Genomic DNA, 14,900 nt, shown 5'->3' with positions numbered 1-14,900 from the left:
ATTCAATTGTTATACTCACAAAAGTTTATACAAAGTCCACAGAGTTTTACCGTTAAACTTTGTGGACTTTGTATTTTTTTATCGTTTCAAAGTAAAATGACCTCGGTATTCCTTACCGTTGGATCGAGTAGCTGTAAACCAATAATCTGAAGTAGGTTCATTTTTACCCAGGTACGTTCCGTCCCAATAGGCGTCCTTAGTTAGTTCTTTAATGAATTTTCCGTAACGGTCATATATTTGAATCACGGTGTTAGGTGCCAGATATCCAAAATCGATTGTCCAGGTATCATTATAGCCATCATTATTTGGAGTAAAAAATTTAGGAAAAGGAAGTTCTTCAACGAAGTGGATACAATTTTGATTCGTAGCTTCAAGAATATTTATAGCAACTGAAATTCTGTCGCTTTCACAATTCGCAATGGTTTGAGAGGCATAATAGGTAATACCACTTTTAAGTGCGGTTGATTCTAATAACGCTACAGTAGAAGCGTTACTTTCAAACCATTTTATATTTTGCCCAATGATATTGATATCTTTTATGGAAGCGTTCTGTTGGAAACAGAAAGTTTGTCGTGAATCAGCTATTGGTTTTTGGGTGTCCTGTATTTTTACAGTGATGGCAAGTCTTTCGCTTTCGCAATTATTTAAGGTTTGTGAAGCATAATAAATGCGGTTTTGCAATAAAGAAGTTGCCTGTAAAATAGTTCCATTCGTTGCTGCATCATACCATTTAATAGCTGAACCAGAAATGGCAAGATTGGCAATGGTAGCATTTTCATCGATACAGAACTGTTGGTTACTATTTCCGATAGGTAAAGCGGTGTCATGCACCTGAACTAAAATTGGAGTTCTATCGCTTTCACAACCGGTAGTTTGTGATGCGTAATAGGTTCTGTTGTTTTCCAATAAAGTTGTACTTGGTAAGACAGCAGCTGAGAAACTCGTATCGTACCATTTTATATTTTGCCCGGTTATTTGAAGATTACTTAAAGTTGCATTCTCGCTTTTGCAAAATTGTTGATTGGTATTTCCTGTTGGTGCAGAAGGCGTATTTACGATTGAAACGGTAACTCCAAATCGCGGGCCTTCGCAGCCGTTAATAGTCTGAGAAGCATAATAGGTTTTTCCGTCAGTTAAATTTGTTGTTTCGACTAACAGAGAACCGTTATGTAGCGAATCGTACCATTTTACGGCATTTCCATTTGTTTGAATATTGGCAATCGTTGGATTCTGACCTGTACAAAAAGGCTGATTTGCATTTCCTGTTGGAGCTGCCGTATTTTGAATGTTAATAGTAACAGGAATTCTTTCGCTTTCACAACCGTTAATCGTTTGAGTTGCATAATAGGTTACCCCATTTTGAAGTAAAGTTGTATTCGATAAAAGTGCTCCGGTTGTCTGGGAGTCATACCATTTGATGTTGTTTCCTGTAATTTGAATACTGGCTAATGTTGCATTTTGCTGGATACAGAAAGTTTGTGGTGTGTTTGTAACAGGAAGCGGTTGACTAATAATCTTTACAATTTGGTTTTGCGTTGCGATATTTCCACTTCCATCATTATAATTCCATACAATGGTGTAAGTTCCTGGTAAATTATAAGATAGTGGATTTGTTGTGGTTCCGTTGATAATTCCAGCACAAACATCCGTAGCTGTTGGAATTGTGTTTACTACGGTATGGCAATCTCCACTTATAACAGGAAGATTTGTAATATCAGGAATTGGTTTTTCTATATCTCCAATAACTACATTTGTCTTTTTTGTAGCATCGCAGCCTCCAGTTCCTGTAATCAAGCAGCTATATTCTCCACTATTTACTGATGTTGCGTTTGTAATTGTTGGATTTTGGTCTGTTGAAGTAAAACCATTTGGACCTGTCCATAAGTAATTGGTTCCTCCTGATGCTTTTAATTCTAAGGTTTTGTTAATACAAATAGGGGAGTTGCTAGTGGTAGTTGTATACAATTGGCAATCTTGGAACTCTGCGACAAAAACATCAACAAACCCTCCACCATTTGTTTTATGTGTTCCTGGTGTACTTAAATCTGATGAGTCATCATAAACAGTTCTCCCTGAAACGACAATTTTTCCATCTAAAACATCAATACTTCTTAAAAAATCCCCTCCTTTTCCACCATAATAAGTACTCCAGTTTAAATCACCGCTTGTCGAAAAATTTGCAATATATCCATCAGGTCCTCTTTTAATAATACTTTGAAAAGAATTTGGAGTAGAGATATTAGTTGGGTTATCTGTATATCCAATTAAATATATATTCCCCTCTGATGAAACAAAACAGTTTGTGCCAAAATCAGTATATGCTGTGGAGTCACCGCCAAAATATGTTCCCCATTGTCTCTCTCCATTTGTATTGAATTTTGCAATGAAGGCATCTTTACCATCTATATTTTGAGAAGTTTTAAATGCTCCGATTGTGGCCATATTGTTTGAACTAGTTGTAGATCCAACAATATATATGTTATTTGCATTATCACTTCCAATTCCGCTTATTATATCTGAATTGGGAGATGGGTCTGTGACAGTTTTATCTCCACCATAATAGGTGCACCAAAGTTTTGTGAAATTGGAATTAAATTTAATTATAAAGCCATCATTAGAATTATGAGTTGTTTTAAATGCTCCGGTCGTTGCGATATTTGGATAGGTATAAAAATCACTAAAATATTGATTTCCTGCAAGAATTACATTGTCGTTTTGGTCTATTGTACTACATTTTATTACAAAAGGAAAATAACTTCCATAAAGTAGTTTACTCCCATCTTTGTTGAATTTTGCAAAGAACCCTGTATAATCAGAGGAATTACTTAATGTAGTTTGATATCCACCGGGAGTCGCAATTCCTTCAAAACTATGAGTTTCTCCCGCGATTATAATATTTTCACGATTGTCTATAGAAATAGCATCTATCCGCTCAAAACCTTTTCCTCCAAAATAGGTGCCCCAAATTCTTTGGCCATCAGTATCGAATTTCATCAATAGACCATCAGTATCGTCAGCAATTTCTTTATATGTATTAGGAGTTGAAAGTGATCCTGTGGAAGCATATCCGGCAATATAAATTTGATTCAGAGAATTAATTTTAGCACATTGAACTCCAGCTCCTCCCAAATAAGTCCCCCAAATTCTTACTCCATTTGAATTTAGCTTAACAATGAAAGCAGGTCGAAATGTTGTTGCAACTGATTGAAAAGAACCGCTAGTTGCAATTCCAGTAGTACTCTCAGTGCTTCCTGTAAAAATTGTATTTCCTAGGTGATCAAGATTAATAGAATTTGGTTCGTCAGTAAAATGAATATCGCCATAATAAGTCCCCCAAAGTCTCGTTGGCACAGGGTCAATAACAATCGTTTTTCCATTAACAGGATCGGTTGAATCAAATCCATAAACATTCTTCTTAATTTTAGTATAACCAACTGTTATTTCTTTTTTAGTTCCTCGATCTTCAATCCAACTAGCAGGAAGCGTTTCTTCCATTTTTCCAAAACGAACATTCATCTGGATTTTATTATCAATCAAGTCAGTTTCAGCGCCATTAAATTTTAACTGAATGTCGGAGATTTTACCTTTTGGATGAATTACAAAATTGTATTCGACGACTTTTTTGGGATCATTCGGAATCGTAAAAACAACATCAATATTTGGATAGATATTTTTATAAGTAATTTGTTTGTATTGATAAACGCCAGTAATTCCTTCCGGTTTATTGGGAATATTATAGTAATTATCAAAATCGGTTGATTTTTTTTCAGTAACCAATTCAACTTTTGAGTTTGAATTTACAAAGTCAATATCAATTCTGTGAAAGGTGTATTCTAAGTCAAACTCCGGATTTTCTTCATTATCCTTTTCGGGAATTAGATGCGGAAGTGTTTTGGCTGTTTTTGGAGTTTGTCGACGGGGAGTTTTCTTAACTTCGTATACGTCGTATGAAAAGCCATTTTTCTTTAGCTGAACATTTAATCCGTTAGTGTTCAGTAAGTATTTTACAGCAGTATTTGGTTTTCCTTTTTGATCAATAATCTGGCCTTTATTTTCTTTAAACCCAATTGACGGACTTGTATTTTGTGAGAATAATTGAAAAGTAAATAAGAAAAAAAATAAAAGTAAACGTTGCTTCATCTGAATAAATTGAATAGTGACAAATGTAATTAAATATCGATAAAACAATAGTAAAAAATCAAAACCCGGACTAATAAAATCTTTTCCTGAAAAGTCTCTAAATATCCCGTATTTTTGCAAAAAAATAATGTCCTTTTGAAAACAAAACTTTTTGTAATTACACCACCTTTTACACAGCTGAATACCCCGTATCCGGCAACAGCGTATATAAAAGGTTTTCTGAATACTAAAAATATCGAATCGGTTCAGGCTGATTTGGGTATTGATGTGATTTTGGAATTGTTTTCGAAGAAAGGATTGATTGATTTGTTTCTTTATTCTGAAAATCTTTTTAAAGATTTGTCCTCCCGAGCGGAGTTGAGGGAAGACATTTCAGATAATGCTAAGCGTATTTTTGCGCTGCAGGACGAATACATTAAAACAATTGATGCAGTGATTCAGTTTCTGCAAGGGAAAAATCCAACTTTGGCCTTACAGATCTGCCAGGAAGATTTTCTGCCCGAGGCCTCCCGTTTTGCACAGTTGGAAGAATTGGACTGGGCTTTCGGAACCATGGGAACGCAGGATAAAGCCAAGCATCTTGCGACCTTATATCTTGAGGATATTTCGGATTTTATTGTGGAATGTATTGATGAGAATTTTGGTTTCAGCCGATATGCCGAACGTTTAGGGAGAAGTGCCAATTCGTTTGATGAATTATATGAAGCTTTACAGCAGGAACTAACCTATATCGATTCTATTTTAATTTCAATTTTAAAAGAAAAAATTGAAGCGGTTCAACCTACCTTTTTTCTGATATCCGTTCCTTTTCCGGGGAATTTGTATAGTGCTTTCAGATGTGCACAATGGGTAAAACAATATCATCCGGAAATTAAAATTTCGATGGGTGGAGGTTTTCCAAATACCGAATTGCGTTCACTTTCGGATCGACGTGTTTTTGAGTTTTTTGATTTTATTACTCTGGATGACGGAGAAGTTCCAATTGAAGAACTAATTTTTAATCTGGAAATCCCAAATGATGTCCCTTCGAGCGAAGTCGAGAAGCGATACAAAAGAACTTTTCTGCTGGAAAACGGAGAAGTAGTCTACAAAAACAATTCTTTAAAACACGATTATAAACAGTCTCAGGTTGGAACTCCCGATTATTCGGATCTGCCTTTGGATAAATACATTTCAGTAATCGAAATTGTGAATCCGATGCACCGAATGTGGAGTGATGGACGTTGGAATAAACTCACTATGGCACATGGCTGTTATTGGGGAAAATGTACTTTTTGTGACATCTCATTAGATTATATAAAAGTTTACGAGCCGGTCGCGGCTAATTTATTGTGCGATCGTATGGAAGAGATGATGCTGCAAACAGGGCAGAATGGATTCCATTTTGTAGATGAAGCAGCTCCGCCGGCACTGATGCGTGCTTTGGCTTTAGAAATTTTGCGTCGGAAACTAGCAGTAACGTGGTGGACCAATATTCGATTTGAAAAAAGTTTTTCGAAAGATTTGTGTTTATTACTTAAAGCTTCAGGCTGTATTGCCGTTTCAGGTGGTTTAGAAGTGGCCTCAGACCGATTATTAAAGTTAATTGACAAAGGGGTAACAGTAGAACAGGTTGCAAGAGTAACCCGAAATTTTACCGAAGCCGGAATCATGGTTCATGCTTATTTGATGTATGGTTATCCAACTCAGACCATTCAGGAAACGGTGGATAGTCTCGAAATGGTGCGTCAGTTATTTGAGGCGGGGATTCTGCAGTCGGGATTTTGGCACCAGTTTGCGATGACAGCCCACAGTCCGGTTGGATTGTATCCGGAAAAATTTGGTGTCACAAAAGCAACGGAAGCTATCGGAACTTTTGCGAATAATGATATTGATTATACCGATTCTACAGGAATCAATCACGATAAATTTAGTTTTGGGTTGAAGAAATCACTTTTTAATTTTATGCATGGAATCTGTTTTGATTACGAATTGCAGGATTGGTTTGATTTTAAAATCCCGAAGACCAAAATAGACCCCGATTTTATTTTCAATGCCCTTGAAGAAGGAAATGATTTCAATACAAAACCCAATGCAAAAGTAGTCTGGTTAGGCGGAAAACCATTTGTGGAGCATTTCACAAAATCTAAAAAAGGGAGAAGCTGGGAAATGATGAGTTTTACTTTCCATGATAAAAAAGAAAGTTTCAACATTCAGACGAATAAAGAAGAAGGAGAATGGCTGGTTCAAATTTTAAGTAAAATGGCTATTTCAAATGCTAAAAACTACACTTTTCAGGAAGTGAAGAATGATTTTGAAACTAATTTAGACGATTTCGAACTGTTCTGGTATTCCAAACCCGTTAATACTTTGCGTGAGTTCGGATTATTGGTTTTGTAGTTTTTCTTTGTACTAAATGAAGAGTTAGTATTCTACACAGGTACCGTCATTTGGAATCGAAACTTTATCCAAAAGATTATTGTCCAGAAGTGCTTGTTTTAATGCTGTTCTTGTTGTCGGACAGTGATTTAAAGCTTCCAAATGATTAGCGAATACTCTTCCGGGAGCAAGCGCGGCAAATTTCAGAATATCGTTCATTCGCATCAATAAGGGCTGACCGAAATCTAATCTGGCAGTTCCACAGGCGACAACCGAAATGTCGGGTTTAAACTCAATCAGGACTTTTTGTACGTGTTCCGTAAAAATAGTATCAGAACTGATATAAATAGATTTTTGATTGGGTAATTCGATATGAAAGCCCATAACGTTTCCCATAAGTTTGGCAACAATCCCATAGCCATGAACGGCGGGAATCCCTGTTATTTTACCTCCCAGGAATTCCTGAGGTTCCCAATAGTTTAAGGTTTGTACGATGCTTAAGCCTCTTTTCGATAGAGCACTTTGATCTTTGCTGCTGCAAATGACCGGAATACTTTTGCGTCTTAAAAAAATCTCGCCCGCTTTATCGATATGGTCAGGATGTAAGTGAGTAATAAGGCAGACGGTTACTTTACTCAAAATATCTCTGCTGTTTTTGGGTAAAGCGATAAGCGGGTTTCTTTTGGGTTTGTAACGGAAAATAGTAAAAGGTGCAATCGTTTTCTTTTTCCCCAACATCGGATCAACCAATATAACATCGGTTTCAGTTTCAATAACTAAAGTGGCGTTGCGTAAATGATGTAATTTCATATTGGAGAAAATAAGTACTAAAATACAAAAAATGGAAGAATTTAAGCCTATAAATTACATGGTAAATCGAAAACCAATTCCGTGAAGGTTCTCAATAGAAATGCCTTTTTCGTTGCTTAGAATCTTACGAAGTCGTGAAATAAAAACGTCCAGACTACGTCCCATAAAATAATCATCGGTTCCCCAGAGAGAGGTAAGAATTTGTTCTCTTTTTAAAACAGAGTTTTTATTGTCAAGAAATAATTTCAATAATTCGGCTTCACGCTGCGTAAGGCTGATTTTTTCACTTTCGTTGAAAAGAACAAAATTACTCGTGTCAAATTGATATTTGCCAATCTCATAAACCGGTTTTTCAGTTAAAATGTTTTTCTGTGAACGCTTCAGAAAAATTTCAATTTTTAAAAGCAATTCTTCAATGCTAAAAGGTTTTACAAGATAATCATCGGCACCCAAACGCAATCCTTTAATGCGGTCTTCCTTTAATGTTTTGGCAGAAAGAAAGATAATCGGAATGTCGCTGTTGCATTTTCTGATCTGAGCGGCCAGTTCAAAGCCATCCATCTTAGGCATCATGATATCAAGAATACAAATGTCAAAATTCTCTTTTTTAAAGTTTTCGAGACCCATTTGTCCGTCACGGCAATGATTCACTTCATAGTTGTTCTGTTCCAGATTGTCTTTGGTCAGGAATGCCAGGGTTTCATCGTCTTCAGTATAAAGTATTTTGAATTGTTTCATTTTTTATATGGAATTGATAAAGTTATAGTGATGCCTTTTTCGGAATTGTTCTCCGCTTTTATTTTCCAGTTGTGCAAGTTGCAAATTTCTTTTACATAATACAAACCTAGTCCAAAACCGGTTACCTCATTGCTTTTTTCGTTTTGAGCACGGTAGAATTTATCAAAGATAAAGGAAAGGTTTTTAGATGAAATTCCAACTCCGTTGTCTTTGAAAGCTAATTTTAAAACCGAATTTTCGGCCGTTATTCCAATTAGAATAAGGCATTTTCCGGAACAATATTTTACTGCATTATCAAGTAAATTGTAAACTAAATTTGAGAAATGAAAAACGTCCGTTTCAATTTTGTACTCTTTGGAAAAGGTCTCAATTTTGATATTTGCCTCCGGATATTTTAAAAGGATGTTTTGGATTACTTCTTCAATAATCGGAACAACTAAAACCGTCTCCTTCTTTAATTCCAGTGGTGCATAATCAGATTTTGCTACATTTAAAATCTTTTCAATATGACCATTCAGTTTGTTGCTTTGGTTGATAATGATGTCAGTGTACGTATAGAGTTTTTTGTCTTCTTTAATAGGTGTTTGCTCGATCAGATATTTAGATGCAATCAGAATAGACGATAAAGGTGTTTTAAATTCATGCGTCATATTATTGATGAAATCACGCTGCAGTTCGGAGTATTTTTTTTGTTGTAAAAGGGTAAAAATCGAATACACATAAATTAACAAAATAAGAATCAGAGCAATCGAAAGTATAAACCAGAATCGCATCGAACTAAACAAATAGGTCGTCTCATTTGGAAAACGTATGGCGAAATAATAAACCAGGTTCTTGTGTTTTGGAAAATAAACCGGTTGCTTGATGGTCTTTTTTTCAGATAGAGAAATATAATTCCCATAGACCATTTCGTCACTCTGACAATTGTACATCGCATATTCAAAATCAGTCGTAATATTCATTTTTTTGAACTCACTTTTAAGGTAAAATTCCAGAATATCAGGTTCAAAATCATTGTCAATATTTACAATATAATAATCGTTGGCAATCTTTTGAACAGGATTTTGTGCCGGAAGTTCATGATTGGTTCCTTCGTATAGTTTTTTAGCGACTTCAAGCAAAGCGAGATGTGCTTTTTGGCTGAGTTTTTTTTGTTCTATAGTAAAAGCTTCTTTGGTCCAAAGCAGCTGGGTTACCAGTATACTGATAATAGCCACTAAGCCTAATAAAATGATGCTATTGAGTTTGTTGAGTTTCAAGAAAACAGTTTTTTAAAGTGTAATATTAATCAAATTTATAGTGAAAAACACCAATTAACAAGTCGTTAACAAAGATTTGAAAGCGGTTAACAGCGATTTGATCCCTATAGAAGTACTTTTGAAATATCATTAACCAATAAAATATTTAGCTATGAAAATGATTAAAATTTCGATGTTAGCTTTGGCACTAGGTTTAATGTCTTTTTCGGCAATCGCACCGTTAAAGTCATTAAATTCTGAAACAAAAGTTGCTGCAGCAGCGGCTTCAACTGTAGTATGGAAAGCTGAAACTATAGATGTAGGAGAAATTCCTCAGGGAACTCCAAAAGCAATTGTTTACGAATTTAAAAATACCGGAAAAACTGCTGTTGTGATTACAAATGTAGTAGGGTCTTGCGGTTGTACAGCAACAGATTATACTAAAGAACCGATTTTGCCTGGTAAATCAGCAAAAGTAACCGCAACTTATAACGCTGCAAATAAAGGTGGCTTTACAAAAACAGTTACGGTAACCACAAGTGCCGAAAGTACTCCAAAAGTCCTTACACTAAAAGGCACAGTGATCTAAGAGTTTTAAATATATTAGTTATAAAGCGAGAAGCTCCGGGTATGTAATGTATCCGGAGTTTTTTTATGATGTTTATGCTATCCTTTTTTTAATTAGTATCTTTAAAGAATGATGTTTTTATGGAAAGCATAAAGAATTTCGCTATATAATATCACTGGGCGGAAGTAGTTGAAATTGTTAAAATGCAATGGGTACTTAAGAATTAAGTTGGCAATAGTCAGCTAAGCAGGTTCTCTTAAAAAAGCGATACGATGAAAAATAATATGTTTAAGTTTGTTCTCTTTCTGATGATTATTCCCGGTTTTATGATGGCAAATGTCTCTCTACCCAATATTTTTGGTGATAATATGGTTTTACAGCGCAATGCTGAAGTTAAGATTTGGGGTTGGGCCAATCCGCAGGAAGAAATCAGATTAGTGGTTGACTGGAGCAATATCGAGTATAAAGTTAAAGCAAACAATCTGGCACAATGGGAGCTGAAAATAAAAACACCCGAAGCCGGTGGCCCCTATGTAATTTCCATCAAAGGGTACAACGAAATTATTCTTAAAAACATTTTGATAGGAGAAGTTTGGATTTGTTCGGGGCAATCGAATATGGAAATGTCATCAAGCTGGGGAATTGACAATGGCGAGGAAGAAACTAAAAATGCAGTAAATCCTAATATTCGATTTTTTAACGTTCCGAAATTAACGGCTACAACGCAACAGAACAATCTGCTTGGTAACTGGACAGAATCGACTCCCGAAACCATGAAATACTTTAGTGCTGTTGGTTATTTTTTTGCCAAACGCTTAAGAGAAGAACTAAAGAATGTTCCAATTGGGTTAATATCTTCCAACTGGGGAGGTACTCCCGCAGAAGTTTGGATACCCGCAGAAGTCGTTCAGAATGATCCCGTTTTGTTGGAAAATGCAAGAAAATTAAATGAGCAGGAGTATGGGCCCAGACAGCCGGGACGTGCGTACAATGCGATGATCTATCCTTTGGTTGGATACAAGATTGCCGGAACAATTTGGTATCAGGGAGAATCGAATGTTGGTTCTTTAGTATATGACAAAACATTATCGGCTTTGATTACCTCATGGCGGAAAGTCTGGAACGATGATTTCCCATTTTATTATGTACAAATTGCCCCTTTTAAAACAGGAAGTAATAATTTTCATAATGTCATCATAAGAAATTCACAGAGAAAATTACTCAAAGAAGTTTCAAATACCGGAATGATTGTAACCAGTGACATTTCAGATGTAAAAGAAATTCATCCCAAAGATAAAAAGACAGTGGGAGTCCGTTTAGCCAATCTGGCTTTGGCAAACACTTATAAAAGTACTATTGGGTTGGTTAATGGACCGCTTTTTAAGAGTTTTAAAATCGATAAAGAGATGGTAACTCTTTCTTTTGATTGTGCTGATGGTCTGTATTTTAAAAACGGGGTGTCCAACCAGTTTGAAGTTGCAGGGGCAGATGGTATTTTCTATACAGCCGAAGCCTTAATTAGAAACGATCAGGTCGTAGTAAGCAGTAAAAAAGTTAAAAATCCGGTTAAGGTTCGTTTTGCCTGGGGAAATACAATTCAATCTGATCTGTTTAATAAAGTGAATTTGCCTGCTTCTTGTTTTAGTACTGAATGAAACAGTTATAAAATTTGATTTGTAATATTTTCCCTGTTTGCAGCAAAGGCTAAAGCCGCTAAAATATGCTCTTTTTTTAGTTCGGGAAAATCAGCTATAATTTCTTCGAAAGTCATAGCTGTAGATAGCCAGGAAAGAATGTTTGAGACGCAAATTCGGTTTCCTGCAATCACAGGTTTGCCAAACCGAATGCCGGATCGATTGAAATTAAGTTTTGCCAGTTATTTTCCATAAATTTATTGTTTAAACAAATTTACAAAAATAAAGCACTATTTGCTTTTAAAATAATGGGGTTTGTTTCTACCTTTAAATGCTATAAAACTTATAATTACAACAATGAAATATAACAGATGTGGAAAAAGCGGATTGTTACTGCCTCAGATTTCTTTAGGATTGTGGCATAATTTCGGATCGGTAGATAATTTTGATACTGCAGAATGTATTGCCGTTGAAGCTTTTGATAAAGGAATTACACATTATGATCTGGCCAATAATTATGGACCGGTTCCCGGATCTGCAGAAACTAATTTTGGAAAAATACTCTGGCATAACTTTCAGGGAAATTTAAGAGACGAAATCATTATCTCGACCAAAGCAGGCTACACCATGTGGGATGGGCCTTATGGAGATTGGGGCTCTCGTAAATATTTGCTGTCAAGTCTGGATCAGAGTTTAAAAAGAATGAAAGTAGATTATGTGGATATTTTTTATTCGCATCGTCCGGATCCTGAAACTCCAATTGAGGAAACGATGATGGCTTTAGATTATGCTGTGAGAAGCGGAAAAGCTTTGTATGTGGGAATAAGTAACTATTCGGCGGAACAAACCAGAGTAGCTGTAGATGTTTTGAAGCAATTAGGAACACCATGTTTGATTCATCAGGCAAAGTATTCTATGCTGGAGCGTTGGGTAGAAAATGGTTTGTTAGATGTTCTCGAAGAAAAAGGAGTAGGCTGTATTGCGTTTTCTCCATTGGCACAAGGACTTCTGACGGATAAATATCTAAACGGAATCCCTGAAAACTCAAGGGCACATAATCCAAACGGACATTTGAAAGAAGATGAGGTTACACAAGAACGCATACAGAAATTAGTTCAGTTGAACGAAATTGCCGGAAACAGAAACCAGTCTTTGGCTCAAATGGCTTTGTCATGGCTCCAAAAGGACAAACGAATTACTTCAGTTTTGATCGGAGCAAGCTCTGTGAAACAATTGAATAATAATATCGAATGTTTGCAAAATCTTGATTTCGCAGAAGATGAAATAAATGCAATTGAGAAAATTTTAGCATAAATCAATTTTTTATATACTTTAAAAAGGAAGGGCTGTCTCAAAAATGAGTCAGCCCTGTTTTTTTTATAAATTAGATTTTTTTCGGAAGTAACTATTTCAGTTTTTTTCGAAACTGCTCCGGCAAAGCAAAATGTTTGTAGCAAATATAATTTTCCGATATTAGAAAAGCTCCAGCGGAGCGAAACGTAAATGGTTTAAGACGGCATGATTTTTTTGTTTGTTAAACTTTGTGTTGTCTCTCATTACCTAAAAAGCATTTTCATATTTACTTTTATTTGACCGGAAACGTATTTTTTATGGAGTTCTTATGGTTTTCTTTTTTAATAAAGTCCGTTCAAATTAGAATGGGCTTTCTCATTTTTAGCAATGAGCGTTAACCGTTTGATTTTTGTTTTTTATGATTTAAAATTGTAGGAATTTTTTCTTTTTTGATATCGCGTTTTTTACCTTATTAATGGCAGGTGATTTATATTATGTTTTTTATTGTTTTTAATCAATGGGGTGTTTTTTATGGGGTGTAATTTTTTATTAGGTTAATTTTTGATGTTTTTTCATTATTATTTGTTTGGTTTTTCATGTGAGTCTATTTGTTTATATGGTTTATTGCTTTTTTTGTGTTGTGTATTTTTTAAAAATGAATAGCTAATAATATCAAATAATGATTATGGAGAGGTTAATTTTTGTAATCCGTAATTCTTGCTTAAAAACGCCAAAAAAGTAGATTTGAATTCTTTTACTCATACAAAAGTTAATAAATTCGCTACTGAAAATGAAGAGGTTTTAGAGGGAATAAGAGGTTTTAAAAGTGACTTATAGTATTCAATTGCCTATATAAAAGATTAACTAACCAAAATCAATTAATAACCAAAACCAATTAAAACATGAAAAAAGTATTGCACATTTTAGCCGTGATGTTAACAAGTTCTTTTGCTTTTGCTCAAGATGAAACGGAAGCTGCGACTTCACCGGCGACCACGTGGGGAGGATCGGCAGATGCTTATTATAAATATGATTTTTCAAAACAAATGAACGGATTGACAAGTTTTACCAATTCTCAGGATTCATTTGAATTAGGAATGGCTTCAGTTCAGGCGGGACATACCTTTGGAAAAGCGGCCGTCTTTGTTGATCTGGGCTTTGGAAAAAGAGCAGGAGAGTTCTCTTATAACGAAACAACAGATAAAGACATAAATGCAAAATTTTTGATTAAACAATTATTTTTTACCTACCAGGTTACCGATAAATTTAAGTTTGTAGCAGGTAGTTTCGGAACACATATAGGTTATGAGGTATTAGATGCTGTCGGGAATAAAAATTATAGCATGTCTTATGCTTTTTCTTATGGCCCGTTTTTCAATACAGGTCTGAAAGCGCAATACACATCAGGTAAGTTCACAGCTATGCTTGGTGTTACTAATCCGACCGACTTTAAATCAGCAATGGATGCGGGTTCAAGTCAAAAAACATACATAGCGCAAGTGGGGTATATAGGAGAGACAGGGAGTGCCTATTTGAATTTTACTTCGGGAAGTACTAATCCGGTTTCCGATGAAAATAAAACACAGATTGATTTTGTAGCATCTAAAACAATAACGAATGCCTTTTCTTTAGGGTTTAATGCTACGTACGCTAAAACGAATAATGATATTGACAGTGCGCTCGATGGTGATTGGTTTGCTTTAGTAGGATATGCAAATTATGCTTTCAAGCCAAGTTTGAGTCTGGCCTATAGAATGGAGTATTTCGATGCAAAAAAAGCAGCTGCGAGTCTAGGGACTTTGACAGGATCAAATGTTTTTGCAAACACAGTTTCTTTGAATTATAAAGTGGGGAAATTGACTATTATTCCCGAGTTAAGATACGACGCTGCTTCCGAAGATGTTTTTTTAGATAAAGATGCCGCTCCAACCGGAGGATCATTCTACGGATTGGTAGCTACAACATACTCTTTCTAGAGATAAAGATTGATATTTTTTTTTTTTTTGGAGCTGTCGAAACATACTTATGTTTTGGCAGCTTTTTTATTTCCTTTAAGTGAAATGTGAGATGTGAGTTATGAGGTAGGCTTTTTGTGGGTGAGGTTTGCTTATGCTATATTTA

The 14,900-nt window shown here is 35.4% G+C and carries 10 protein-coding genes; 5 read left to right on the top strand and 5 right to left on the bottom strand.

Annotation, left to right across the window (positions count from 1 at the left end):
* Positions 1-78: 78 nt before the first annotated feature.
* Positions 79-4,140 (bottom strand): T9SS type B sorting domain-containing protein, encoded by a 4,062-nt coding sequence (locus OLM58_RS02115; RefSeq protein WP_264531021.1) that lies wholly within the window; start codon positions 4,138-4,140, stop codon positions 79-81.
* Positions 4,141-4,275: 135 nt separating this feature from the next.
* On the opposite strand from OLM58_RS02115, the gene OLM58_RS02110 reads away from it, so the two are divergent.
* Positions 4,276-6,519, top strand: coding sequence for a B12-binding domain-containing radical SAM protein (locus tag OLM58_RS02110; protein WP_264531020.1), 2,244 nt, complete (start codon positions 4,276-4,278; stop codon positions 6,517-6,519).
* 24 nt (positions 6,520-6,543) lie between these two features.
* On the opposite strand, the gene OLM58_RS02105 is transcribed toward OLM58_RS02110, so the two are convergent.
* Genes OLM58_RS02105 through OLM58_RS02095 form a run of 3 tightly spaced genes read right to left on the bottom strand, consistent with a single transcriptional unit; the run spans position 6,544 to position 9,305 of the window.
* Positions 6,544-7,308, bottom strand: coding sequence for an MBL fold metallo-hydrolase (locus tag OLM58_RS02105; protein WP_264531019.1), 765 nt, complete (start codon positions 7,306-7,308; stop codon positions 6,544-6,546).
* A 54-nt stretch (positions 7,309-7,362) separates the two neighbouring features.
* Positions 7,363-8,046, bottom strand: a complete 684-nt coding sequence (locus tag OLM58_RS02100; protein ID WP_264531018.1) for a response regulator transcription factor — start codon at positions 8,044-8,046, stop codon at positions 7,363-7,365.
* On the bottom strand, positions 8,043-9,305 hold the full coding sequence (locus OLM58_RS02095) for a sensor histidine kinase (RefSeq protein ID WP_264531017.1): 1,263 nt from the start codon (positions 9,303-9,305) through the stop codon (positions 8,043-8,045). The genes OLM58_RS02100 and OLM58_RS02095 overlap by 4 nt, the downstream gene beginning before the upstream one ends.
* Before the next feature lie 151 nt (positions 9,306-9,456).
* Between OLM58_RS02095 and OLM58_RS02090 the strand changes: the two genes are divergently transcribed.
* A complete protein-coding gene (locus tag OLM58_RS02090) occupies positions 9,457-9,873 on the top strand; it encodes a DUF1573 domain-containing protein (protein WP_017495198.1) in 417 nt (138 codons plus the stop codon).
* A 251-nt stretch (positions 9,874-10,124) separates the two neighbouring features.
* A complete protein-coding gene (locus OLM58_RS02085; RefSeq protein WP_264531016.1) occupies positions 10,125-11,507 on the top strand; it encodes a sialate O-acetylesterase in 1,383 nt (460 codons plus the stop codon).
* 5 nt (positions 11,508-11,512) lie between these two features.
* Here OLM58_RS02085 and OLM58_RS02080 read toward each other — a convergent pair whose 3' ends face one another.
* Entirely contained in the window at positions 11,513-11,680 is a 168-nt protein-coding gene (locus tag OLM58_RS02080; protein ID WP_264531015.1) for a DUF433 domain-containing protein, read from the bottom strand.
* A 163-nt stretch (positions 11,681-11,843) separates the two neighbouring features.
* On the opposite strand from OLM58_RS02080, the gene OLM58_RS02075 reads away from it, so the two are divergent.
* Both OLM58_RS02075 and OLM58_RS02070 read left to right on the top strand, forming a co-directional pair.
* Positions 11,844-12,800 (top strand): aldo/keto reductase, encoded by a 957-nt coding sequence (locus tag OLM58_RS02075; protein WP_070907447.1) that lies wholly within the window; start codon positions 11,844-11,846, stop codon positions 12,798-12,800.
* Between the two features lie 881 nt (positions 12,801-13,681).
* On the top strand, positions 13,682-14,755 hold the full coding sequence (locus OLM58_RS02070; RefSeq protein WP_264531014.1) for a porin: 1,074 nt from the start codon (positions 13,682-13,684) through the stop codon (positions 14,753-14,755).
* Positions 14,756-14,900: the final 145 nt, after the last annotated feature.

Origin of the sequence: Flavobacterium sp. N502540 (assembly GCF_025947365.1) — a bacterium.
GTDB lineage: Bacteria > Bacteroidota > Bacteroidia > Flavobacteriales > Flavobacteriaceae > Flavobacterium.
Note: the sequence above shows the minus strand (reverse complement) of the source record. Positions and strands in the feature narration are given on the sequence as shown.

What these genes read in the sequence shown, in the direction of transcription:
- OLM58_RS02115 (WP_264531021.1), bottom strand. Translation starts at nt 4,140, where the DNA reads ATGAAGCAACGTTTACTTTTATTTTTTTTCTTATTTACTTTTCAATTA.
- OLM58_RS02105 (WP_264531019.1), bottom strand. Translation starts at nt 7,308, where the DNA reads ATGAAATTACATCATTTACGCAACGCCACTTTAGTTATTGAAACTGAA.
- OLM58_RS02100 (WP_264531018.1), bottom strand. Translation starts at nt 8,046, where the DNA reads ATGAAACAATTCAAAATACTTTATACTGAAGACGATGAAACCCTGGCA.
- OLM58_RS02090 (WP_017495198.1), top strand. Translation starts at nt 9,457, where the DNA reads ATGAAAATGATTAAAATTTCGATGTTAGCTTTGGCACTAGGTTTAATG.
- OLM58_RS02085 (WP_264531016.1), top strand. Translation starts at nt 10,125, where the DNA reads ATGAAAAATAATATGTTTAAGTTTGTTCTCTTTCTGATGATTATTCCC.
- OLM58_RS02075 (WP_070907447.1), top strand. Translation starts at nt 11,844, where the DNA reads ATGAAATATAACAGATGTGGAAAAAGCGGATTGTTACTGCCTCAGATT.
- OLM58_RS02070 (WP_264531014.1), top strand. Translation starts at nt 13,682, where the DNA reads ATGAAAAAAGTATTGCACATTTTAGCCGTGATGTTAACAAGTTCTTTT.